General features: G+C 67.1%; 22 protein-coding genes and 1 tRNA gene. 17 read left to right on the forward strand and 6 right to left on the reverse strand.

The annotated features are described in order from the left end of the window. Position 1 precedes the first annotated feature (1 nt). A complete protein-coding gene (locus HARCEL1_RS08615; RefSeq protein ID WP_108382430.1) occupies positions 2 to 184 on the forward strand; it encodes an RNA-protein complex protein Nop10 in 183 nt (60 codons plus the stop codon). Between the two features lie 4 nt (positions 185 to 188). Continuing rightward, the gene (locus HARCEL1_RS08620) at positions 189 to 944 is read left to right on the forward strand and encodes a proteasome assembly chaperone family protein (protein WP_108382433.1); all 756 of its coding nucleotides are present in this window, start codon (positions 189 to 191) and stop codon (positions 942 to 944) included. Between the two features lie 42 nt (positions 945 to 986). On the opposite strand, the gene HARCEL1_RS08625 is transcribed toward HARCEL1_RS08620, so the two are convergent. Next, positions 987 to 2,063, reverse strand: a complete 1,077-nt coding sequence (locus HARCEL1_RS08625; RefSeq protein ID WP_108382436.1) for a pyridoxal-phosphate dependent enzyme — start codon at positions 2,061 to 2,063, stop codon at positions 987 to 989. A 103-nt stretch (positions 2,064 to 2,166) separates the two neighbouring features. Here HARCEL1_RS08625 and HARCEL1_RS08630 point away from each other — a divergent pair, with 103 nt between their 5' ends. Then, positions 2,167 to 2,742 carry a hypothetical protein gene (locus tag HARCEL1_RS08630; RefSeq protein WP_108382439.1) on the forward strand — a complete coding sequence of 192 codons (576 nt, stop codon included), beginning with the start codon at positions 2,167 to 2,169 and terminating at the stop codon, positions 2,740 to 2,742. Positions 2,743 to 2,773: 31 nt separating this feature from the next. On the opposite strand, the gene HARCEL1_RS08635 is transcribed toward HARCEL1_RS08630, so the two are convergent. Next, positions 2,774 to 3,574 carry a sugar phosphate isomerase/epimerase family protein gene (locus HARCEL1_RS08635; RefSeq protein ID WP_108384180.1) on the reverse strand — a complete coding sequence of 267 codons (801 nt, stop codon included), beginning with the start codon at positions 3,572 to 3,574 and terminating at the stop codon, positions 2,774 to 2,776. Between the two features lie 115 nt (positions 3,575 to 3,689). Here HARCEL1_RS08635 and HARCEL1_RS08640 point away from each other — a divergent pair, with 115 nt between their 5' ends. The 5 genes from HARCEL1_RS08640 (at position 3,690) to HARCEL1_RS13360 (ending at position 11,202) form a co-directional block, all read left to right on the forward strand. Next, complete coding sequence (locus HARCEL1_RS08640) at positions 3,690 to 5,123, forward strand: cellulase family glycosylhydrolase (protein WP_108382441.1); 1,434 nt, start codon at positions 3,690 to 3,692, stop codon at positions 5,121 to 5,123. A 170-nt stretch (positions 5,124 to 5,293) separates the two neighbouring features. Next, complete coding sequence (locus HARCEL1_RS08645) at positions 5,294 to 8,209, forward strand: fibronectin type III domain-containing protein (RefSeq protein WP_108382444.1); 2,916 nt, start codon at positions 5,294 to 5,296, stop codon at positions 8,207 to 8,209. A gap of 100 nt (positions 8,210 to 8,309) precedes the next feature. After that, complete coding sequence (locus HARCEL1_RS08650; protein ID WP_108382447.1) at positions 8,310 to 9,938, forward strand: outer membrane protein assembly factor BamB family protein; 1,629 nt, start codon at positions 8,310 to 8,312, stop codon at positions 9,936 to 9,938. Between the two features lie 155 nt (positions 9,939 to 10,093). Continuing rightward, positions 10,094 to 10,164 (forward strand) — tRNA-Gly (locus HARCEL1_RS08655). An 840-nt stretch (positions 10,165 to 11,004) separates the two neighbouring features. Then, positions 11,005 to 11,202, forward strand: a complete 198-nt coding sequence (locus HARCEL1_RS13360) for a hypothetical protein (RefSeq protein WP_159077072.1) — start codon at positions 11,005 to 11,007, stop codon at positions 11,200 to 11,202. Here HARCEL1_RS13360 and leuS read toward each other — a convergent pair. Next, on the reverse strand, positions 11,199 to 13,838 hold the full coding sequence (leuS, locus tag HARCEL1_RS08660; protein ID WP_108382449.1) for a leucine--tRNA ligase: 2,640 nt from the start codon (positions 13,836 to 13,838) through the stop codon (positions 11,199 to 11,201). The two genes, HARCEL1_RS13360 and leuS, sit on opposite strands and share 4 nt — an antisense overlap. 95 nt (positions 13,839 to 13,933) lie before the next feature. Between leuS and HARCEL1_RS08665 the strand changes: the two genes are divergently transcribed. Next, positions 13,934 to 14,413: an SRPBCC family protein gene (locus tag HARCEL1_RS08665; RefSeq protein ID WP_108382452.1), complete on the forward strand. Its 480-nt coding sequence runs from the start codon at positions 13,934 to 13,936 to the stop codon at positions 14,411 to 14,413. A gap of 2 nt (positions 14,414 to 14,415) precedes the next feature. Here the strand turns inward: HARCEL1_RS08665 and HARCEL1_RS08670 are convergent, their stop codons facing one another. Together HARCEL1_RS08670 and HARCEL1_RS08675 are read right to left on the reverse strand one after the other, a co-directional pair. Then, the gene (locus HARCEL1_RS08670) at positions 14,416 to 14,949 is read right to left on the reverse strand and encodes a GNAT family N-acetyltransferase (protein WP_108382454.1); all 534 of its coding nucleotides are present in this window, start codon (positions 14,947 to 14,949) and stop codon (positions 14,416 to 14,418) included. Positions 14,950 to 14,986: 37 nt separating this feature from the next. Then, the gene (locus HARCEL1_RS08675) at positions 14,987 to 16,522 is read right to left on the reverse strand and encodes a hypothetical protein (protein WP_108382456.1); all 1,536 of its coding nucleotides are present in this window, start codon (positions 16,520 to 16,522) and stop codon (positions 14,987 to 14,989) included. Between the two features lie 89 nt (positions 16,523 to 16,611). Here HARCEL1_RS08675 and nth point away from each other — a divergent pair, with 89 nt between their 5' ends. The 5 genes from nth (at position 16,612) to HARCEL1_RS08700 (ending at position 20,071) form a co-directional block, all read left to right on the forward strand. Next, complete coding sequence (gene nth / locus HARCEL1_RS08680) at positions 16,612 to 17,292, forward strand: endonuclease III (RefSeq protein WP_108382458.1); 681 nt, start codon at positions 16,612 to 16,614, stop codon at positions 17,290 to 17,292. A gap of 105 nt (positions 17,293 to 17,397) precedes the next feature. Beyond that, the gene (locus HARCEL1_RS08685) at positions 17,398 to 18,375 is read left to right on the forward strand and encodes an isocitrate/isopropylmalate dehydrogenase family protein (RefSeq protein WP_108382460.1); all 978 of its coding nucleotides are present in this window, start codon (positions 17,398 to 17,400) and stop codon (positions 18,373 to 18,375) included. 71 nt (positions 18,376 to 18,446) lie between these two features. After that, positions 18,447 to 19,064 (forward strand): conditioned medium-induced protein 4, encoded by a 618-nt coding sequence (locus HARCEL1_RS08690; RefSeq protein ID WP_108382462.1) that lies wholly within the window; start codon positions 18,447 to 18,449, stop codon positions 19,062 to 19,064. Positions 19,065 to 19,161: 97 nt separating this feature from the next. Then, complete coding sequence (locus HARCEL1_RS08695; protein WP_108384182.1) at positions 19,162 to 19,839, forward strand: potassium channel family protein; 678 nt, start codon at positions 19,162 to 19,164, stop codon at positions 19,837 to 19,839. Between the two features lies 1 nt (position 19,840). Then, positions 19,841 to 20,071: an Lrp/AsnC family transcriptional regulator gene (locus HARCEL1_RS08700; protein ID WP_108382464.1), complete on the forward strand. Its 231-nt coding sequence runs from the start codon at positions 19,841 to 19,843 to the stop codon at positions 20,069 to 20,071. 27 nt (positions 20,072 to 20,098) lie between these two features. On the opposite strand, the gene HARCEL1_RS08705 is transcribed toward HARCEL1_RS08700, so the two are convergent. Beyond that, the gene (locus tag HARCEL1_RS08705; RefSeq protein ID WP_108382467.1) at positions 20,099 to 20,788 is read right to left on the reverse strand and encodes a DUF5828 family protein; all 690 of its coding nucleotides are present in this window, start codon (positions 20,786 to 20,788) and stop codon (positions 20,099 to 20,101) included. 90 nt (positions 20,789 to 20,878) lie between these two features. On the opposite strand from HARCEL1_RS08705, the gene HARCEL1_RS08710 reads away from it, so the two are divergent. The 3 genes from HARCEL1_RS08710 to HARCEL1_RS08720 are packed head-to-tail and all read left to right on the forward strand — an operon-like array spanning position 20,879 to position 23,573. Further along, positions 20,879 to 21,535 carry a hypothetical protein gene (locus HARCEL1_RS08710; RefSeq protein WP_108382469.1) on the forward strand — a complete coding sequence of 219 codons (657 nt, stop codon included), beginning with the start codon at positions 20,879 to 20,881 and terminating at the stop codon, positions 21,533 to 21,535. A gap of 23 nt (positions 21,536 to 21,558) precedes the next feature. Continuing rightward, on the forward strand, positions 21,559 to 22,860 hold the full coding sequence (locus tag HARCEL1_RS08715; RefSeq protein ID WP_108382471.1) for a tRNA pseudouridine(54/55) synthase Pus10: 1,302 nt from the start codon (positions 21,559 to 21,561) through the stop codon (positions 22,858 to 22,860). Then, positions 22,857 to 23,573: an RNA methyltransferase gene (locus tag HARCEL1_RS08720; RefSeq protein WP_108382473.1), complete on the forward strand. Its 717-nt coding sequence runs from the start codon at positions 22,857 to 22,859 to the stop codon at positions 23,571 to 23,573. The genes HARCEL1_RS08715 and HARCEL1_RS08720 overlap by 4 nt, the downstream gene beginning before the upstream one ends. Positions 23,574 to 23,594: the final 21 nt, after the last annotated feature.

A 23,594-nucleotide genomic window follows, 5' to 3' on the forward strand; every position in this document is an offset into this window, starting at 1 on the left:
CGTGAAATCCGATATTCTGGTCTGTGCGAACTGGGAGACGGTCCACGACCGGCCGGTGTACGCACTCGGTGAGACCTGCCCGGAGTGCGGCGGGCCGACGCACAACAGTGCGCCCGCGCCGTTCTCGCCAGAGGATCCCTACGGCGAGTACCGACGCTCACTTAAGCGGCGCAGCCGCGAGTGACGCCATGGAGGAGTTCGAGGTCGACGTTCTCGCGGAGGTCGAACTGACGGAGCCGGTGCTCGTCGAAGGGCTGCCCGGCGTGGGTCACGTCGGCAAACTCGCCGCCGAGCAGTTGATCGAAGAGCTCGACAGTACCTGCGTCCGGCGGGTCCACTCGACGCACTTCCCGCCACAGGTCACCATCGAGGACGGCACCGCCGAGTTGGCGAACGTCGCCTTTCACGCCATCGAGGTCGAGGACGGGCGCGACCTGCTCGTCCTGACGGGCGACCACCAGGCCCAGGACGGGGAAGGCCACTACGGACTCACCGAGACGATCCTCGACGTGGCCGAGGAGTTCGGCGTCGAGACGGCGTTCGCACTCGGTGGCGTCCCGATCGGAGAACTCATCGAGGAGTACGACGTGATCGGCGCGGTCGCTGACGACGAACTCACCGACGACCTCGAAGCCGTCGGCGTGGAGTTCCGCGACGACGAGCCCGCCGGCGGAATCGTCGGGATTTCGGGGCTTCTTCTGGGGATCGGAGACCGACGGGGCTTCTCGGCAGCGTGTCTGATGGGCGAGACCAGCGGCTATCTGGTCGACCCCAAGGCCGCCCGAGCCGTCCTGGAGACCCTCGAAGCGTATCTCGACATCGAGTTGGCCTACGAGTCACTCGAAGAGCGTGCCGACGAGATGGAAGACGTCGTCCGGCGCATCCAGGAGATGGAGCAGGGGACGCCGACCCCGTCCGACGAAGACCTCCGGTACATCGGCTGATCGATTCTCCGTCAGGAACGCGGCCGGATCGACCGACCGCACTCACTCGCCCGTTCGCATCAGGTGGCTTCTGAGGATGTCGGCGTCCGAGCGTGCCGTCAGCGGATCGATCACGGCGACGCGATCGGTCGCGTCGAGTGCTCCGTCGGCCCGGAGTCGTCGGACTGCCGCGAGGCCGACCCCGCCAGCCGTGCTCGTCGCGACACCGTCACGCCGCGCAGTGTCGACCGCCGTCGCGAGCAGGTCGTCGTCGGTGACGGCGACGCCGTCCACGACCGCCGCGCGCGTCCGCTCGGGAGCGACGGGATCGGGGATTTCGAGCGCGCCACAGACCGTGTCGGGCCGGTCGACTGGCTCGCCGTCGACGATCGGCGCACAGCCAGCGGGCTGAGCGGCGTACAGGTCGGGGACGGTCTCGATCGCGCCACAGGCCAGGCAGTCCACGAACCCATCGTCCAGTGCGATCGGGAGGTGACCGTGGCCGATCGGGACGACGATCGCGTCGAGGTCCGCCCCGGCGAGTTCGACAGCGATCGTTCGGAGGCCGGCGATCCGTCGGCCCGTCGCGAACGGGGCCAGCGACGCGCCCGGGAGGTCTGCGGTGGCCGCGCGTGCGTCGTCGTATCGACCCTCGACGACACGCATCTCGCCGCCGTAGACGTTGACCATCGCCTTCGCGTCGAATCGCGATCGGGAGGGCACGACGAGCGTCGCGTCGAGACCCGCCCGGGCCGCCAGCGCGGCGGCCGAGCGCGCACCGGGGCCCGGACTCGCGAGGTGGACCGCCTCACTCGTGACTGCCGCGATGGCCGGTGCGAGGCCGCGATCGGTGATCGATCCCGTCGGATTCGCGCCCTCACGTTTGATCGCGAGGCCAGCGACGTCGAACGCCGCTGCGGTTGCGGGCGCACTCACGAGCGGCGTCCCGCCGATGCCGGCCTCTGTCGGCGGGCCGGACTCGACCAGCCAGTCGGTCCAGGGCGAATCGAGCGCGTTCGCACCGCCAGCGGCCTCGATGTCGACCCGCGCGAGTCCACCACAGTCCGGGCAGTCCGACGGATCGGAGAGCCTCCGATCACAGTCCCGACACCGATAGCCCGTCGCCAGCGACGCGTTCATGTTCGCGTGTTCGGAGCCCGACGACCTAAACGGTCGGTATCGCGGACCCGGCAACGCTGGACCCGGCCGGAGTCTACAAGCCCCGAGGTTCCCCAGATCCAGTATGACCGACTGCGTCCGTGAGACGCTGACCGACGAGCGGCAGACGGAACTCTCGCGACTGGGCTCCTCGAAGGCCCTCTACGCGACGACGCGTGGCGCGATGGACGGGCCGACGATCGTCGCGGCCAGTGCGGCCCTGAGCGATGCGGTCGCGGACCGGCTGGCCGACCGTGAGGAGTCGTGGGCGGCCGACCTCGAATCCCGGGCGCGAGAGGACGCCGAGACGCTGTCAGATCTCGCTGGCGAGCCGATCGACCCACTGGTCGATTTCGAACTCGCGGGCAGCGAAGCCGAGACGCTCGGGACGCTCGTCGGCTGGGCGACCGTCGCGATCCACCTGGGCGAACAGGAGACGGGCTATTTCGTCGGGCAGGCCCAACCCGGCGACGCCGACACCGTGCGCTCGGTCGTCACGAATCGCAAGGAGTTCCGGAAGGCGGTCTGTAGCGCCGTCGAGAGTGCCGACGTCGACCGAGACGCGATCGAGTCCGCGGCGCTCGACGCCGTCGACGCGGCCTACGAGGCGTACGTCGACCGCCTCGAAGCCGAGGGGATCGAGCCGAAGTCGATCTGTTGAGCGGCGCGGCGACCGCGAGTGACGGCGACGCTCACCGGGCCGCGTCGACACAGGCCTGAAGATCGTCGAGCGATTTGACCTCGAAGACCGCGTAGTCGGCGCTGACGGCGTCGAGGACGCTCGCAAGGTCCTCGAACGGTTCGTGGGCGTCCCGGGTTCCGTCGTTGTCGTGCATGTGGACCGCCCGGATTCGATCACCGAACCGATCGACGTAACGGTGCCAGTCCTGACCCGACGCGGTCGCGTGACCCACGTCGAGGGTGACGTCGAGCGATCGCTCGACTGTGTCGACCGCCTCGCACATCGCCGCGAGGTCGTCGGGCGTCGTGGTGAACCGCCGATCGCGATCGGTCCGCGGCTGGTTTTCGAGGGCGAGCGGAACGCCGACGCGTTCGGCGTGCGCGGTGAGTGTCTGCAGAGACTCGATCGCACCCTCACGTGCGCGTGAGGTGACGTGATCGGGGTAGCGCGCGGGAACCGATCCACCGTGGACCACGACCGCGAGTGCGTCTGCCGCCGCGGCGTCGGTGATCGTCTCCTGGATGGTCTCGACCGCGGCGTGTCGCGTCCGGGGATCGAACGCCGCGACGTTGCAGTCCCGAAAGGGGACGTGCATCGAGACCGTCAGGCCGTACTCGGCGGCGATCGCCCCCAGTCGGGCCGCCGGTGGCGTCGACCGACTGCCGAGGTAGCCGCGCTTGAACTCGACGTGTTCCAGTCCGAGGGCCCCAACGTGCTCACAGAACGCCGCTGGACGCTCCAGGAAACGGAGATCGGTCGCGGCGCCGACCCGCGGCCGATCTGACGGGTCACCGGGGAGCCAGTCACTCATCGGTGGAGCGTCGACCGCCAGGGGCTTCGCCGTTTCGCTCGCGACGGAATCTTTTTGGTGCGTTCGACCCGTAATTAACGTGAACGATCGCGGAGGGCGATCAGCCCAGATCACCATGACAGAACACACCTCTTCGACGCGACGGCAATTTTTGCGCACGACGGCAGGAGCGGGGCTACTCGCTGCGGGCGGTGGCCTCGTGGGGTCGGCCTCGGCCGCCGAGGGCATTCCGACGCCGTGGCTCCACCGTGGCGAGGGCTCGGACAGCAACCTCATCAAGGATCCAGAGGGCAATCCGGTGACACTCCGCGGGGTCAACATTGCCGATCCCGCCCGGCTGGACGACAACGACATGCGGTATCACGTCACGGCGACGAAGGTCACCAGGTGGGCCCTCGACGAATCTGAGGGGTGGTACAATCGGATCGTCCGCATTCCCTGCCAGCCAGGAGACATTCTGGGCCAGGGACACGGCGGTGTCGCCCCCGGCGAGATGACCGCGAGCGACGTCGAGACGTACGTCGAGGACCACCTCCGTCCGGTCGTCGATCTCTGTGGCGAGCAGGGCGCGTACTGTATCGTCGACTATCACCGCCACCAGGATTCGCAGTTGTTGTACACCGACGAGACGCTCAGCGACGAGGTCCACATGTTCTGGGAGGTGATGGCCGAGGAGTTCGCCGCGGACTCGCACGTCCTCTTCGAGGTGTACAACGAACCGATCGCGCCGTATCCCGGCCACAACACCTGGGGTGGCGGCGTCGACGTCGCGAATCCCGACTCCGAGGAGGCCGAACAGACCTGGCTGACCTGGCGGGAGGCCGCCCAGCCGTGGGTCGACACCATCCGCGAGCACGCACCGAAGAACCCGATCATCATCGGGTCGCCCCGGTGGACGCAGTGGACCTGGTGGGCCGACGAACACGAGTTCTCCGGTGACAACCTCGCGTACGCGGGCCACGTCTACGCGCACGCGGGCCTCCGCCCCCTCTCGGAGTACTTCGGCAAACCCGCCGAGAACGTGCCCGTGTTCATGACCGAATTCGGCTACGACGACGAGGGCCAGGACTTCCTCAAGGGGACGACCTCGAACGAGGGCGAGGGGTTCGTGGACTTCTTCGAGACCCACCCGCACGTCCACTGGCAGGTCTGGTGTTTCGACCCGCGGTGGGAGCCTGCGATGTTCGACGAAGACCAGGGCGAGTGGACGCTGCGCGGCGGTGAGGATTTCCACGGCGAGTTGTTCAAAGCCTATCTCGCAGAGAAACGAGCGGACCGCCTTCCGTTGCCGGACTCGACGCCGACCACGAGCACCCCGCCGGACACCCCGGACCTCGACCCGGTCGGCGGAACGGTCCCACAGGACCTCGACGGCGACGGACTGCACGAAGACCTCAACGCCAACGGGAAACTCGATTTCCCCGACGTGAACGCGCTGTTCCAGCACACCGATCAGTCCGCCGTCGAGGATTACCCGGCCGCCTACGACTTCTCCGGAGACGGTGTCGTCGACTCACAAGACGTGCTCGCGTTGTTCGAGCGAGTCTGACCGGCGCGCGCACCCAGAGCAGGCGTTCCGGGGCCACAGCGGCTTATTTCCGGTTCGTTTCTGTCGCAACATTTATTCCGCGAGCGAGAGTAGTTGTCACACGAATCGTCGCCACGGGTCCCCCCGGGGGGAAGAGCGCGCGAGGGCGACCGCTGGCGACGACCCCATCCATGACACGACACGACCCACACCGACAGGAACCGTCGATCGACCGGTCGGTCGCCACGAGACGCGACTTCTTGAAGAAGACCGTCGGCGCGGGCGTCGCCGCCGCGGGGCTGACGGGCGCGGTCGGGACGGCCGCCGCCGAGGGATTCAACACGCCGTGGCTCCACCGCGACGGCAACCTCGTGAAAGACCCGATGGGCAACGAGGTCGTCCTGCGCGGCGTCAACATCGGAGATCCGAAGCGACTGAACGTGACCGCCTCCGCACGGGGCAAGACCGCCGAGCAGGTCGTCCGGGCGGCGACCGACGAATCCGACGGCTGGCACTCCCGGTTCATCCGCATCCCCGTCCAGCCGTGGGACGTGGCCGAACTCCCGCCAGTCCCGATGGCCTGGGGGATGGACGACCCGCCCGCGGAGTTCGTCAAAGTCGGTGAGGAACAGGGCTACTACGAACCGCCACTGTTCACGGCCGACGAACTCGAAACGTACATCGAGACCCACCTCAAGCCCGTCGTTCAGGCGTGTATCGACAACGACGTCTACTGTATCGTCGACTACCACCGCCACTGGGGCGACGGCGAACTCGCGTGGGCCGAAGGCGACGAGTACGGCAACCCGAAAGGCCCGAACCCGGGCCTCGACGAAGAGGTGCGGACGTTCTGGGACACGGTCGCACCCCACTTCGCGGACGTCCCGAACGTCCTGTTCGAGTTGTACAACGAGCCCACGAAACCAGGGTGGGGCCCCGAGGACGTCATCTGGAACGGGTGGCGATCGGTCGCCCAGCCCTGGGTCGACATCATCCGCGAGCACGCGCCGCGGAACATGATCCTCATCGGCAATCCGCGCTGGTCACGGATGGTCTGGGGGATCAAATACGGCGAGTTCGACGGCGATAACCTTGGCTACACTTACCACGCCTACCCCGGCCACGCCGTCACGGACTTCGACGACGACACCGGCAACGCCTGGGAGCAAGCGCCCCTGTTCGTCACGGAGTGGGGCTACTCCGAAGGGCGGTGTAAGTGGATCTGTGGCAACGACCAGCGGTTCGGCACGCCGTTCAAAGAGTGGGCCTCCGAGCGGCCGATCCACTGGACAGCGTGGTGTTTCGATCCGGTCTGGCTGCCGAACATGGTCGAGCGCGATTTCGACACCGACAGCGCCCAAGACGCCATCGGCAACCCGTACGGCGGCACGATTCCGGAGTTCTGTACCGACCTGCCCTGTGACTGGCGGGTGCTCGGCCAGGACGGCAACTACGCGGGCGTCCTCGTCAAAGACTGGCTGACCGAGGTCCGCGAGGATAGCGTCCCACAGGTCGATTACGACCCCCACCCGCCCGCGGCCCCGCCGGACCTCGCTGCGACCGCGGTCGATCAGACGAGCGTCGCCATCGGGTGGGACCAACCGGCGAATCCGGGCGATTCGCCGTTCGACGGCTACGTCGTCTACGTCGACGGCCGTCAGCGCACGACGCTCGGTCCCGACACGACCACCTATACGGTCGAGGAGCTGCTCTCCGACACGCGGTATCAGATTAGCGTCACTGGCATCGACGTGGCGGGCAACGAGGGCCGACCCGCGACCGTGACCGTCACGACCGACGCGTACGACGATTCGACCCCGCCGGACGTGCCGAGCGGGCTCGAAATCGTCGACCGCACCCACGAGTCGATCACGGTCTCGTGGTCCGGGGTTACGGATACCGGCCCCTCGGGCGTCCACCACTACACAGTTGCCCTCGACGGTAGCGTCCGGACACGCGTCGCCGCCGGATCGACCGAGACGACCCTGGAGGACCTCGCGCCCGAGACGGAGTACGAAATCACGGTCACGGCCGTCGACACCGCTGGCAACGAGTCCGCCGCCAGCGCACCGCTCGCGGCCGCTACCGAGGTCGACCGGCCGGGCGCGGACGCCCTCCTCTTACACACGTTCGACGACCGGGACGCCTGGCCGGACGGCAACTGCCAGGGCGAGGGCTGGACGGGCCAGAGCGGCCTGACGACCGAGCAGAGCGACGGCCGAATCGCAGTTTCCTACGACGGCGGCGGATGGATGGGGAGCAAGCTCGGCACCGACATCTCGGGGTACGACTACCTCAAGCTCCGGATGGCCGGAGCGGCGGGTGGCGAACACGAACAGGTCTCGATCAGACTCGGTGGGCAGAGTTCGTCGTTCGAGGACACGATCGGTGCGCTCTCGGGCCAGGAACTCGGCACCGAGATGAGCGTGCTCGCGGTCGATCTGGCCGCGAACGATGCGCCGGCCACCCCTGCGGAGTTCCGGCTCTTTTTCGAGGGCACCGGCAGTGTGACCCTCGACGACGTCTGGCTGGATTCGGTCCCACCGGGCGAGACCGCCGACTCGATCGCACCGTCGACGCCCGCCGACCTTGCCGTCGACGGCACGACCGACGAGTCGATCACCGTCTCCTGGACAGAGTCGACCGACGCGGGAGGGTCGGGCGTCGCCAACTACGCACTCTGGGCGAGTACCCACGGCCCGGTCGAGACCGTCGCGGAGACGACGGTCGACGGCAAAACGACACAGGCCACACTCTCGGGGCTGATCAAGGCCGATCGGACCTACCAGATTCACGTCCAGGCCATCGACGGCGCGGGCAACAAGTCGGCCCCGGCGACGGTGCTCGCAGCGACCACCGGTGACGGTGACCCGCCGACGACCACGCCGACCGACGAGCCAGACTGGCCCGCGGGCGCGACCGACCCTGACGGCGACGGACTGTTCGAAGACCTCTCGGGTGACGGCCGGATCAATTTCCCGGACGTCAACACGCTGTTCCAGAACACAGACAGCGATCGCGCGGCCAGAAACTCCGAGTTCTACGACTTCACTGGCGACGGGGTCGTCGATATGCAGGACGTCCTCGCGCTGTTCGAGTCGGTCTGACGACTGTTCCGTTCCTTCGACAGAGATACCAGGCACTGACATCCTCCCACGGCTAATATCAACAGGATAATGCCATCCGATCCTGAACACGAAATCGAGAATGGCCCACGGTATCGGACGCAATCACGATTGCCGATTGATCGTTATCGTGGTCATCACACTTGTCGCGCTGGGAGGGATACCGGTTGTAGGCGGCTCTGAAACCGGGAACGCGACGGCCGGTGAAATAGTCTGGAGCCACGAGACCGGAGACTGGGCGTGGAACGCTCCGACCGTCGCCGACGAAACAGTGTACGTTGGATCACAAGACGGTCGATTTTACGCACTGTCGACGGCGACTGGCGACACCGAATGGAGTTACGATGTCGGGGACGCAGTGTTCACAGCGCCTGCGCTGACGAACGGAACCGTCTACTTCGGGGCAGCAGACAATCACCTGTATGCCCTCAACGCCACGACCGGTGACCGGGAGTGGAGATTCGAGACTGGAGACTCTATCGGGGCCGCCCCGACGGTCATCGACGGTACAGCCTACGTGGGATCAGACGACGGCAAAGTCTACGCACTCGATGCCCGAACCGGAGCAGTCGAGTGGACCCACCAGACTGGCGACTGGGTGTCGTCGTCGCCGACCGTCGTCGACGGGACCGTGTACGTCGGGTCGTACACTTCGAAGATTTACGCACTGAACGCCTCGACCGGTGCCGTCGAATGGAACTATACGACCGACGGCTACGTGGCTGCTTCTCCGACAGTGGTGAACGGAACTGTTTACGCGGGGTCATACGATCAGCACCTGTACGCGCTGGACGCAGAGACGGGTACTCTGGAGTGGCGCTACGAGACCGATGGCTGGACGTATTCCGACCCGACCGTCGCGAACGGGACGGTCTATTTCGGCTCTGTCGACGACCGTGTCTATGCGCTCGACGCACGCACGGGCCACCTGGAGTGGCGGACTGCCACTGGCAATGGCATCGCTGGCGCCCCGACGGTCGCCGGTGGAACCGTTTACGTCGGATCGCTCGACGCCTCGCTGTACGCCATCGACGCCCGCACTGGATCGATCGAGTGGACCTACGATACGGCAGTGAGTATCAGATCGGTCCCGACAGTCGCCAATGGGACCGTCTACGTCGCGTCGGGAGACACCAACGTCTACGCCATCGCAACCGGACACACCGGGTCGTCGATGGGGTCCCGGGCCAGACTCGGGACGACCGGACACGTCGGCGACCTCGCTGACGAGTTCGGTCGTCCAGTGGCCAGCGTCCACACCCCAGTGACCCGACCGGCAGTCCACACAGAAGTGACGGTCGACGCGTCGGACTCGACCGACTACGACGGCCACATCACGTCGTATCAATGGCGTGTCGACGGCCAGTCCGTCCCAGAATCTGGACCGACGTTCACCCATGCCTTCGAGACTCGGGGCGTCCACGAGGTGTCGGTGACGGTCATCGATGAGGATGGAAAGCGGGCGACGGCCGAAACCGACATCGAGGTCGGATTGGCCCGGCCGATCGACGGTGTCCTCCCGCAGGATCCGGACGAAGACGGACTCTACGAAGACGTAACGGGAGACGGGCAAATCAATTTCCCCGACGTGAACACGTTGTTCCAGCACGCCGAGTCACCGGCCGTACGGAACCACACCGCATACTACGACTTTAACGACGACGGGCAGGTCGACCTGCAAGACGTCCTCGCGCTGTTCGAGGAGGTCTGACCGCTCGCCCGGATAGAAACGCCCTTACCGTTCGGCCGAAAATCCCAGTCCGAGCGCCCGTCCGAGCGCAGGACGGGGCGCGATCGAGCGCCGGTGGTGAGCGAATCCGACGGATTCGCGATCCTCGGCGCACGAGCGAACGACGTGAGCGAAGTGCGCCGGTGGTCTAGTGGTATGACAAGGGCCTTCCAAGCCCTCGACCCGGGTTCAATTCCCGGCCGGCGCAGTGAGCGAGGTCGAACGGAGTGAGACCTCGAAAAGCGAACGGGGAACGCAGTGACCCGTGAGCAGTGAGCGAGCAGGCCCGGAATTGAATCCTGGAAGTCACAGCCCGCGCAGGGCCGCAGGCCCGAGCAGGAATGTCTTCCCCCGGTTCAATTCCCGGCCGGCGCATCTCTCCTCCCGACCGACGTACGCCGCCCGTAGATCGCAAACGCAAGGCGTTTGCTCACTTCTGACAGACAGCGTCTGTCAGCGTTCGCCTCGCTCTAGGCGAACTCCCGGCCGGCGTCCAGCCGAGCGAAGCGAGGCTGGACTCGGGAGACGAACGACCGTGAGTCTCCCGGCGTCCTCGTGAGGGCCGAAGGCCCGAACGAGGGCTCGGAAGAGCTCGCTCTTCCGGCGCATCTCTCCTCCCGACGGTCGTCGTTCAACCATGAGCGACGCTCTTGAGCCCAGCCTCGCAGACTGGACGAGAACCGATCGATCGAGTACGCTGTCAGCAGCAGTATCGGCCACTGAAACTCCGAGCAGGCGGCCATTACTGTGGGGAAAAGACCGTCCAAAGGCCCTCGGAGCCCGATATGCGGCGATCGATCCCTTTCGAACGACGAAATGGCGACCAGCCCGGAGACCACACGACGGTGGGCTCAGCGAACCGTTCGAATTGGCCGAGTAGAGACCAGTACGCCCGACGATCGGCCGAATCCCGATGGCACGCTTTCGGGAAAACCACCACCGGGAAGCGGGATAGCGTGATCCATCCAATATCGGCCGATTCCGACCCTCTATGGCCCGATTCCCGACAGACAGTTCGAAAGAAACGTGTGAACGGTCCGGTCCTTTTATGAGTCCCGACGACCCACGTTCAGTCGATTCAATCATGGGGGTGCTCCAGCGAGGCCTCGGATTGCTCCGTACCGAGGACACAGACGGGGAGAACAAGCCGTTCGTCTGTACGTCCTGTGAGCACTCGTTGTCGGTACAGTATCACACGTGCCCGTACTGTGGCAGCTACGACGTCCGCAGCGCCGAGTGGCTCTAATCGATTCTGATCGCGGGTCGGCCAGGACGCGCAGCGAGTGCCTGCTCCCGAGGGGCCTCGTCGGCCGCGCGGACCTCGACGCGTGCGTCGAACTCGTCAGCGAGCAGCCACGCCGCCCGGTCGAGGACGACGCGTTCGCGATCGGCGTCGAAGACGGGGCCGAGGCGGCGCTGGCGGTCGAGCAGGTCGCTCGCGACCACCTCGATCGTTCCGCGATCCACGGGCGGGTCGTCCAGCCTGGCGACCAGGTCGTCGAGTGCGGGTGAGGCAGCGTCCCGAACCGCACGGTGAAGATCGACCGCCCACCCGGGCGCGACGGTGATCGCGACCGTCTCGGGGTCGTCGATGGCGGCCGTCTCGACGATGTCACGCACGTCCGCGCGCGTGCGCTCGATCAGGCTTCGTTCGCGACTGTAGGCCGCGATGTCGGCCTCCGGCGTGGGCCAATCGGCGGCCGCGACGAGGCCGTCCGCACGGAGGAGGTTCCAGCACTCTTCGGCAAGATACGGAGCCACCGTCGAGACCACCCGGACGAGAACGGTCAACCCCCGGCGATAGGTCGTGTCGTCGGGATCACCCCGATCGCGATACCGCGCGAGGCGATCGGCCAGACGGCGGATCTCACCGACGGCATCGTGGAACCGATACCGTTCGATCGCGTCGGTCGTCGCCGCGATCACCCGGTCGATCGTCCGATCGAGGCCTGCCTCCGTCCGGCCGGAGCGGTCGGCGGTCGCGAGGCCGTCGCGATACGCGTAGACCAGGGTGTACACCTGCTGGACCAGATCGTAGGCGTCGCCCACGTCGACGGCCGACCACTCGAAATCCCGCCGTGGGTGGGCCGCCTCCAGAACGGCGATCCGTGTCGTCTCCGGGCCGTACTCGTGGGGCGCGATCGCGTTGCCCGCCGTCTCGGCCATCTTCTCGCCCCCGGAGAGCACCGTCCCCTGCGCGACGAGTCGCTCGATCGGTTCGGCATCGTCGAGCAGATCCAGATCCGCCATCGCGTGTGCGAAAAATCGGAGATAGAGCAGATGGAGGACGGCGTGTTCGGTCCCGCCGACGTAGACGTCGACCGGGAGGCACTCCGCGACCGCGTCGGGATCGAACGGCCCCTCGTCGTACGCGGGCGAGCAGTAGCGCAGGAAATACCACGACGAGTCGACGAACGTGTCCATCGTGTCGGTCTCGCGCTCGGCAGGTCCGCCACAGTCGGGACAGGTGGTCTCGCGCCACTCGTCGGCGGCGTCGAGGGGGTTTCCCGTCGTCTCGACGTAGTCGGGCAGTTCGACGGGCAACTCGGATTCGGGCACCGGGACCGGCCCACAGTCCGGACAGTGGACCACCGGGATCGGTGTCCCCCAGTAGCGCTGGCGGCTGATCAGCCAGTCGCGCAAGCGGTATCGGTCTGCGGCCTCGGCGGCGGGCGTCGCGTCGAGGAGGTGATCGCTCGCGGTCGCGCTGTCCAGGCCGGCCACCGATGCGGGGGCCTGGACGACGCCCGGATCGGTGAACGGGCGGTCGACATCGTCGGCGTCCTCGGGTTCGACGACCACCTCGATCGGGCAGTCGTGGGCCGCTGCGAACGCGTGGGCCTGCGAGTCGTGGGCGGGCACGCCCATCACCGCACCCGTTCCGACGTCACCGAGGACGTACGCAGCGACGTAGACGGGCAGTTCCGCGCCAGTCACGGGGTTCTCGACGGTCGCGGGCGTCGCGACGCCGGCTTCGGGCCCTGCCCCGGGCGCGAGATCCGCGATCGCCGCCGCCAACTCGTCGTCGCGTTCGGCAAGCGCCTGGGCGAGGTCGTGATCGGGACTGACGGCGACGTAGGTCGCCCCAGCGATCGTGTCCAGTCGGCGGGTAAAGACCGCGACCGATTCGGTCGGGCCCTCGCGCACCGGGAAGGCGACGCGGGTGCCCTCGCGGTGGCCGATCCACTCGCGCTGAGCGGCCCGGACGCCGTCGGCCCACCCGTCGAGGTCATCCAGTCCGCCCAGAAGGTCGTCGGCGTACTCCGTAATCCGGAGGAACCACTGATCGAGCGTGCGCGTGCGGACCGGCGTCGAACAGCGCCAGCACGTGCCACTGCCGCCCTCGGGGTCGACCGCGGACCCACCGACGACCTGGGCGTCCGCGAGGACGGTCTCGCATTCGGGACACCAGTTGACGGGCGCGCCCTCGTACTCGACGAGGCCAGCCTCGTGAAACTGCCGGAACAGCCACTGATTCCACCGATAATAGTCGGGGTCGGCCGTCCGGAGTTCCCGATCCCAGTCGAAGCCAAAGCCCAGCGTCGTCATCTCCTCGCGCATGCGCTGGATGCAGGCGTCGGTCCAGGAGGCGGGATCGGTCCCGCGCTCGCGAGCGGCGTTCTCGGCGGGCAGGCCGAACGCGTCCCACCCCATGGGGTGGACCACGTCACGCCCGCGCATCCGCTCGAAGCGCGCGGTGGCGTCCGTGATCGCGTAGTTGCGCACGTGGCCCATGTGGAGGCGCCCGGAGGGGTACGGAAACATCCCGAGCACGTAGACCGGATCCGACGGATCGGGACAGGCGTACACGTCTTCGCGGTCCCACGCCCACTGCCAGTACTCAGCGACACTGTCGTGATCGTACGTATCGGATCGTTCCATCGACGAGCCTCGGGGTTCGGCCAAGATTGGGCCGGGCCCTGTAAAAGGCCTCCCCCCGCCACCAGGGGTATGCGCGTGGGGACCAATCGTCACGTATGGCGACCTACGAGCGCTCTGCTGTCGTCGCGGCCCCGTTCGAAGACGTCTGGGCGTTTCACGACTCCCTGGAGGGCCTGGAGGCGCTCACCCCCGATTTCGTCGGCCTCCGCATCGAGTCGGTCGAAGGGCCCGACGGCGAGCGCGCGATCGACGATCTGGACGTGGGCACGCGTGCGACGATTTCGGTCCGCCCGTTCGGGGTCGGGCCGCGCCAGCGCGTCGAGACGACGATCGTGGAACGCGAGCGTGACGACGAGTCGGGCCACTTCGTCGATACGTTCTCGGGCGGCCCGTTCGCGCGCTGGCGACACACACATCGGTTCGAGGCGGTCGAGGGCGGCACGCAGATTACCGATCACGTCGAGTACGCGCTCCGCGGTGGCGCGGTCGGGCGGACGCTCTCTCCGATCGCGGTCGTCGGGTTCGCACCCGCGTTCCGGGATCGACACCGGCGGACCGCCGCGCATCTGGAGTGAGGTTACTCGGCGTCGACGATCTCACCCGCGAGTAGTCCGTACCGCTCGACGTCGCGGTACGCGCCGCGGACGAACGCGTGCTCGCGGAAGGTACCTTCGTGGGTGAATCCGACCGCTTGGAGCATTCGTTTCGAGGCCGGATTCGTCTCGTAGACGTTCGAGAAGATTTTGTGGAGCCGTCGGTCTTCGAACGCCCAGCGACAGACCCGGCGAATAGCGTCGGCGGCGTAGCCGTTGCCCTGGGCGTCGGGTCGCAGATACACCCCGAGTTCGGCGTGGCCCCAGACCGGGTCGGGGTGGTTCAGTCCGATGACCCCAACCGTCGCTTCGTCGACGCGAATCAGGAAGTGATGGCCGTCGGCCTCCGAGAGCGAATCGATCCAGTCGCGCTCGTCGGCGGCGGAGTGGGGTTCTGAGACCGCCAGCGAAGGCCAGACCTCTGGATCGTTTACCATCGACGCGACCGTCTCGGCGTCCTCGGGTTCGATCGAGTGCAGTGTTACCGTCTCACCGCGCACGAAGACCGGGCCTGGCATGGAGGCGATGGCACGCGCCAGGGCCAAAGCGTTTCGGTCAGTAGATGATGACGTCCCAGAGCCACTCGACGGGGGACCGGGGACCGATCCCGGGCGGGCGTTCGACGTCGGCAGTCCCGATCTCGCGATAGTCGGCCCGAACGCGGACCGTCCGATTGCTCGTGCGGTACCGGTGTGTCACACGGTCGACGACACCGCGCTCACGGTCGACAGTCACCCGGGCAGTGTGATCGATGCTGGCACGCTCGTCGAAGCGGTGTCCGACGACGAGACCGTCCGGTCGGGGCCCGTCGAGACCGTCGACCAGATACACCGATCGAGTCGCATTCGAATCGACGACTGTCGTCTCGGTGCTCTCGACCCAGTGAATCGGTTCGTGAAAGGCGCCCTCCCGTTCGGCAGACGGGTACCCAGGCAATCGATGGACCGCCCACTCGCCCGACGCAGACACCGATCTATCGGACGTGTTCGACAGCGATGCGGAGAAACGAGACGCCCACATCGTCTCGCCGAAATAATTACAGTAGCCATCGGAATTGACAGAGACCGCATGGCAATCACGGAGTCGGCGATCGTCTCGATCGATGCCGATGCGACTCGTGAGCGTCCAGCCGGTCGACGCGTTCCTGACGGACAGATCGACCCACCGATCGGTACTGGCCGTGTTCTGGATAGCGACCTCGTACGCGCGATCGGGATCGTCCGGCAGTGACTCGATATCGGTATCGTCGACGAGCGGGTCTGCGACCCGGACAGCACTGGCCCCACCGATCGTCGCCAGGACCACGATCGCGGCGACCGCGACGCGACGGACGGGGAGCGACGGGGGGCCGGCCTCCAGTGCCGGAGCAAGCGTCCGATCGACGAACGTGGCGTGGAGTCCAGCACCGATCGTCACCAGCCCCACCCACCCGACGGCGGCGGCCGGCCACAACGTCGATCCAGCGACCCCCTCGGTGAGAAGACGCGCCGCGAGGACGAACCCCGAGGCGAGTGCGAGATATCCGAGCGTGCTCAGGGGACGGCGTGTGACGGCGACGAGGCTGGCCCACCACGCGCGCCTCGGGTCGACGTCGGTCGTGAGCACCAGCACGTCCGCGAACCGCGGGAGCGCGACGACGAAGAGGAGTACGGAGCCCGACGTTCCGATGAGCGGCCCGGCAAATCCGAACCGTCGGGGAGTGGGTGCCGCCGTGGCGTACCCGACGGCCCGAACGACAGTGTCGACGATCATCCACCCACCGATCGTGCCGACCGCGAGCGCGAGTCCCGCGACGGCGGCGATCGCGTTCGTGATCAACAGTGGTCCGTACCACTCGCGAACGGCTCCGATCGCCTCGCGAGGCCCGCGGGACCCACCCTCGACGACCGGCCGGTAGATCGCGACGAGCACCGGAGACACGGCGATCGAGACCAGTGCCGTACCGAGCGCGAGTCCCACGAACGGCCGCTCGAACAGGGTCCCCGTCGCTGCGAGAGTGAGCATCGAAACGACGGTGACCACGACGCCGACCACCAGGTCGACCCACCCGAACACGCGGGGCGTCGCCCGCACCGTCTCCCGGACCGTCATTGTATAGTTGAACCTTCAGCTTCCTTTGAGCGTGTCGGTTTCGTCTGTCGCGGACGACGGCGTGAAGGGCCCGCGCTCGAACACGCTGTATGGCCGACGACGCCGAGCGCCGCGAGCGCATGGAGTGGGTGCTCAACCGACTCCACGACGAATACCCCGACGCGACGATCTCACTCGACTTCGAGAACCGCCTCCAACTCCTCGTCGCGGTCGTGCTCTCCGCGCAGTGTACCGACGAGCGGGTCAACGAGGTCACGCCAGAGTTGTTCGACGCCTACCGGACCGCCGCGGACTACGCCGCCGCGAGTCAGGACACGCTGGCCGACGCCATCTACGGGGTGACCTTCCACAACCAGAAGGCAGGCTACCTCCAGGGGATCGGCGAACAGTTGCGCGACGACCACGACGGCCGGGTGCCCGACGAGATGGCGGCGTTGACCGACCTTCCCGGCGTCGGGCGCAAGACCGCGAACGTCGTCCTCCAGCACGGCCACGACGTCGTCGAAGGGGTCGTCGTCGACACGCACGTCCAGCGGTTGACCCGCCGACTGGATCTGGTCGACGCCGAGCGTCCCGAGGCCATCGAAGAGGAACTGATGGCCATCGTCCCCGAGGCGGAGTGGCAGGCGCTGACCCACCTGCTGATCAGCCACGGGCGGGCGAGTTGTACCGCACGGTCGCCCGACTGTGCGGACTGTGTGCTCGCCGAGCGCTGTCCCTCCGATCGAACGACCGCAGACGTCGATCTGGCGAGCGGCGAGTCGTGGTGACCGCGGAGCCTTGTGAGCGCGAAGCCGAACGGTTGAACCACGACAGTCGATCCACACAGTTCCGGCGATCGACACGCTGAAAGCCGGGCCCCGCCGAGGGCGGACATGCACACCATCGCGACCATTCCCGGTGACGGGATCGGACAGGAGGTCATGCCCGCGGCGATCGATGTCCTCGAAGCGATCGACGCCGAGTTCGAGTTCGTCGAGGGCGAGGCCGGCGAGCACGTCAACGACCGCGAGGGCACCCCCCTGCCCGAGCGGACCCGCGAACTCGCCCGTGACGCCGACGCCACACTGTTCGGTGCGGCGGGCGATCTGGCGGCGGACATCATCCTCCCGCTCCGTGGCGAGGTCGGCTCCTTCGCGAACGTTCGTCCCGCACGAGCCTACCCCGGTGTCGACGCCGTCGCGCCCGAGACGGATCTGACCTTCGTGCGCGAAAATACCCAGGGCGTCTACGCCGGCATCGAGGCCGACGTGACCGCGGACACGAAGACGCTGACCCGTGTCGTCACCCGCGAGGCCTCCCGGAAGATCCTCGAATACGGGTTCGAGTACGCCAGAGAACACGACGCCGAGCGCGTGACCGTCGCGCACAAGGCAAACGTCATGCGCAAGACCGACGGCCTGTTCGTCGAGGTCGCCGAGGAAGTCGCCGCCGAGTACGGGATGGCGTACGACGAGGCACTGATCGACGCGCTCGCGATGCATCTGGTCGCACGCCCCGAGGAGTACGACGTGATCATCACACCCAACCTCGCGGGTGACGTGCTGAGCGACCTCGCGGCGGGGTTGGTCGGCGGGCTTGGCCTCCTGCCGAGTGCGAACGTCGGTGACGACAACGCGTTGTTCGAACCCGTCCACGGCTCCGCGCCCGACATCGCGGGCCAGGGCATCGCGAACCCGACGGCGATGATACTCTCGGCGTCGATGCTGCTCGAACACCTCGGGTACGACGAGCAAGCGGACGACGTCGAGTCCGCAGTCCTCGATACCCTCGAAGAAGGCCCGCGAACCGCCGACCTGGGTGGGGACGCCTCAACGGAGGCGTTCACCGAGGCCGTCGTGGATCGGCTCTGAGGACGCCGGTCGGTCCGCGGATCCCCGAGGGCCGACAGAGCTATCTGTCCGGGTTCCCGTGATCCGGCCCGATGGACGAGAAGACCGAGTCGTTGCGCGACATCTTTCTGGATGTCGCCGACGACGAGACCGTCGTCGAGTCCCAATCGGAGACCCACGGATCGATCACCGACGAGGGCGACCACCGAGACGACCTCCTCGCCGTCGTCGAACAAATCGAAGACGCGTTCGATCGGTCGGTCGCGTTCGACGACGACACCGTCGCGACCCTGATCGAGGCATTTTACGCCGGGGACGACGACACCACCATCGCAGAGACCTGTGAGATCGATCCGGAGAGTGTCTTCGAGACACGGATGGCGCTGCACTGCTATCGTGAGTCGGACAGTCCGCTCGACCTGGACCGGGTTGCCGAGACGCTCTCGCTCGCGGATACCGCCATCGACGAGGTGTCCGACGACGACCGCGACCGGGCCGCAGACGCGCTCGACGCCGACCGGGCGGCGATCGATCGTGCGATCGGTGTCCTCCGGGCGCGTCGTGAGGCCCGATCGGTCAGCCACCGCTTCCGGACAGCCTACGAGGACGTCCTGCCAGACACCGACATCTCGGAATCGCTGACGGCGTCGATCAAAGAGGACGGCCTCGACGAGGCCGCCGAAGACATCGAGACCGACGTCTCGTTGTGACCCGTCCACCGAGTCGCCGTCGCTGCGAGCGTCGTCGGGAACGGCAACCCCCACCGGCGCACCCACACTTATGGTCGACCCCGTCGAATCGGTCCGTATGCAATACGTTATCGTGGGTGCGGGTCGGGTCGGTCTCCGGACGGCCCGGGCGCTCCGCGAGAGCGGTCACGAGGTGACGCTCGTCGAACGCGACGACAATCGGGTCGACCGGGCCCGCCAGGCGGAGTTCGAGACCGTCGTGGGCGACGGCGCGACAGAAGGCCCACTCGAACGGGCGGGCATCTCCGACGCAGACGGGCTCGCGGGCCTGACGGGCGATTTGAGTGCGAACTTCGCGGCCTGTCTCGTCGGTGACTACCACGGCTGTCGGACCGTCATGCGCATCGACGAAGACTACCGGGAATCGATCTACCGGAACTACGCCGACGCCGTCGACGAGGTGATCTATCCCGAACGGCTGGGCGCGATCGCCGCGAAAAACGCCCTCGTCGGTGGCGACAGTCTGGCCATCGCAGACATCGCTGAGAACCTCCAACTCGTCGAGTACACGGTCACCGACCGGGCACCGATCCGGGGGTACACCTTCGACGAAGTCGAACTCCCCGCCGACGCGCGCGTCCTGGCGTACGGATCCGGGGCCGCACCGGTGGACCTGCCAGACGGCGACGTGACGATTACGAGTGGCGACTCGCTGGTCGTGCTGGGTGATTTCGACGTGCTCGGCGACGTCAGACGACTGATCGTCGGCGAACAGCGCGCGATGGGAGGGGCCTGAAATGGTCATCGCCTACAGCATGGTGACGGCGAACACGGGAGAAGCCGACCGGCTGAAACGTGAGATCGAGGCGATCGACGGCGTCACGGAAGTGCACGTCGTCGCCGGTGACGTCGATTTGATCGCTCGGGTCGCCGTCGACTCGCCAGCGGACGTCAAAAGCGTCGCCGCCGATCAGATCCAGTCCATCGACGGCGTCGAGCGGACACAGACGTACATCGCGATGGACTGAGGGTCAGTGTCGGGACCGATCGGCCGGTCAGTTCGTCTCTGCGGCGGTGTCGTCGCCGTTCTCCTCGGGCGGGTCGACACCCTCGACCGCTGCGGACTGTTCGGTCGTCTTCGGCGTGTTGACGTGCCAGCGGTCCACGTCCTGCTCGTAATCGGCCAACTGATTCGAGACGCGCATCTTCACGTCGTCGTCGTTGACGTTGATTTCGAGCGCGTAACTCGGCTCGTCGTCCAACCGCTGGATGTTCGCACTCACGAGTTCGTTGTCGAAATAGTAGGGCGCGACGCGGGTCATGACGTTCCGGTAGACGGCGTCTTCGACGCCGCGGATCGCCTTTCGACCCGCGGTGTCGGCGGCCCGGCGGACGTGATCGATCGACTCACCCCACTTCTCGACGGCCTCGCTCTGGTCGTCTTCGAGTTGTTCGTACGATTCCGCGAGACGGTCGCCGGCCTCGCGGATGTCCTCGTCCGGAGACTTCCCGGCTTTCTCACCCGATCCTTCCGCGATACTGGCCTGGTCGGCCGTCTTCTCGTTGACGTCCTCGGAGAGGCGCTCGTCGGTCTTCGGTCGCCACTCTTCGAACTCCTCGATCAGCGACTCGTCGAGGTCGGCATCCTCGCGGACGTCTCGGAGGGCCTGGGCGATCCGTTCGCCGTGCTCGACGACCTCGACCCAGCCGTCGCGCACTTCGAACCCCGAAACGCTCTCTTCCATTAGCCCAGGGAAGGGCACCGACGCTTAATCAGTTTGTGGCATCGGAACCCGACCGGAAGGTTGAATTGCGCGCCCGACGGTCGCCTGTGTATGTCACTCCGCCGTGCGGGCCCCGTCGTCGCGGGCCTCGTCGTCCTGGTCGTTTTGAGCGGCTGTGCACAGGTCGCCGTGACCGCCGACGTCGCAGGCGATGGGACCGTCGAGACCTACGACGTCCAGGTCGAAACCTCGGCCAGCACGTACGACCGATTGATGTCGACCGCCGAGAGTGATGGCTACGACTCGCTGCGTGCGTACTTGTTACGTGACGTCACCGACGAGGCCGTCGACTCGGTCGATTACGACGAGTCACTTGCCGACGGGCAGGTGACGATCAACGTCACGCTCACCGGCCTCGACCCCGCGGGCGTCGACGGCCTGACCGTCGTCGAGTCCGACGGCCAGATCGTCTACGAGGACGCGACGTTCGTGAGCGACGACCGCGTGACCGACGACGCGAGTCTGACCTACCGCCTCGAGATGCCCGGCGAGATCACGAACGCGACCGCCGGTCGAGTCGACGGCTCGACGGCGACCTGGGAGCGCGAGGGTTCCGACTCGTTGACTGGAACGCAGATCCGTGCCGTCGCGGAGACCTCCGCGCTCGGGTTCGGCCCCGGGTTCGGCCCCGTCGCCGCCGTCCTCGCGATCGTCGGCGCCGTCCTGCTCGGGCGTCGCGCTCGCGGCGACGAACCCGAAAGGGAGTAGCCCCGTCACGCCCACTCGTTTTCATGGACGTTCTCGCGATCGCTCGCGACGCTATTGGGACCGGGCCGGTCTGTGACGCCTGTCTCGGACGCCTCGTGGCCGATCGGAGCCACGGGCTGACGAACGACGACCGCGGTCGGGCGTTGCGCCGGACGATCGCACTGACCGACGACGAACCGATCGACGCCTTCGCCGTCGAGGACTGCTGGGTCTGTGAAGGTGAGAGCGATCGATACGAGGTGTTCGCCGAGCGCGGGGCGACCGCGATCACCGCCGACGTCGAGACCTTCCAGGTCGGGACGCGCGTCCCGCCCCTCCTCGAAGAGAACGATCGCCTGCTCCGCGAGGAGGTCGGTCTCGAACCGGATGCGGGTGAAGCGCTGAAGACCGATCTCAACCGCGAGATCGGCAAGCGCCTGGGCGAGCGCATCGACGCCGAGGTCGACTTCGAACGCCCGGACGTGCAGGTCACGATCGACCTGGCCAGCGACGCAGTCGACGTGCAGGTCAACTCCGCGTTCGTCTACGGCCGCTATCGCAAACTCGAACGGGGGATTCCCCAGACGCGGTGGCCGTGTAACGCCTGTGGGGCGTCGGGCCGAAAACGCGGCGGCGACTGCCCGGAGTGCGACGGGACGGGCTATCGATACGACCGCAGCGTCGAGCAACTCACCGCGCCGGTCGTCCGCGAGGCGATGGACGGCGAGAGTGCGACCTTCCACGGCGCGGGCCGCGAAGACGTCGACGCCACCATGCAGGGGACGGGCCGGCCGTTCGTGATCGAAGTCGACGCGCCACAGCGCCGAACCGTCGACACCGACGCCCTCGAAGGAGAGATCGCGGAGTTCGCCAACGGAGCGGTCGAGGTCGAGGATCTCACCCTGGCGACCTACGAGATGGTCCCACGAGTCAAGGAACTCGACGCCTCGAAGACCTATCGCATGGACGTGGCGTTCGACGCGCCCGTCGAAGACGAAGGCCTCCAGGACGCCCTCGCGACGCTGGACGGCGCGACGATCGAACAGCGCACGCCCGAGCGCGTCGATCACCGCCGCGCCGACAAGGTCCGGACCCGGGAGGTGTACGACGCGTCGGGATCGCTGACCGGCGATCGAAACGCAGAACTTGAAATTCACGGCGCGGGCGGACTGTACGTCAAGGAACTGGTCTCCAGCGACGAGGGCCGGACCGAGCCCTCGCTCGCGGGCGCACTCGGCGTCGGCGCGGAGGTCACCGCCCTCGACGTGCTCGCCGTCGAGGGCGAAGACGAACCGTTTGCCGACCCCGACTACCTGCGCGAACCGGTGGCCGGCGACGACCGATGAGCCTCGCCGTCGCCGTCGTGGACGCCGAGACGCCCGGCAACGTCGGGTCGATCGCCCGCGCGATGAAGAACTTCGCGGTGGAGGAGTTGCTCCTCGTCGACCCGCCCGAACTGGACCCCGAGGGCGAGGCGTACGCGTTCGCCGGGCAGGCCCGCGAGGACGTGCTCCCCGAGGCGACCGAACTGTCGTTCGACGACCTCGCGACGAGCTATCACACGATCGGGTTCACCGCGATTCCGAACGAAGACGATCGCTCACACGTCCGGTATCCCGTAATGCAGGCCGCCGACCTGTCCGATCGGTTGGCGAGCGTCGAGGCCGACACCGCACTCGTGTTCGGGCGCGAGCGGGTGGGCCTGACCAACGACGAACTCGCCCGGATCGACGAGGTCTGTACGATCCCCGCGAGCGAGTCGTACCCGGTGCTCAACCTCGCCCAGGCCGCGACGATCGCGCTGTACGAGTGTCGCGAGTACACCCTCGGCAGGGATCAACTCCCCGAGGATCCGCACGCCCGGGCCGACGAACGGGCGATCGAAGGACTGCACGAGGAGTTCGCGGGCGTCCTCGAAGCGGTCGGCCATCCCGAAGAGAAACGGGCGAAGACGGCCCGTCTCTGGCGACGCGTGCTCGGTCGAGCCGATCCGACGGGGCGAGAAGTGCGGACGCTCCGGGGGATCTTCCGACGGATTCGCGAGCGGACCCGCGACTGAAGCGTTTATACTGCGGGCGGT

This window comes from Halococcoides cellulosivorans (genome assembly GCF_003058365.1).
In the GTDB taxonomy this organism is placed as follows: domain Archaea; phylum Halobacteriota; class Halobacteria; order Halobacteriales; family Haloarculaceae; genus Halococcoides; species Halococcoides cellulosivorans.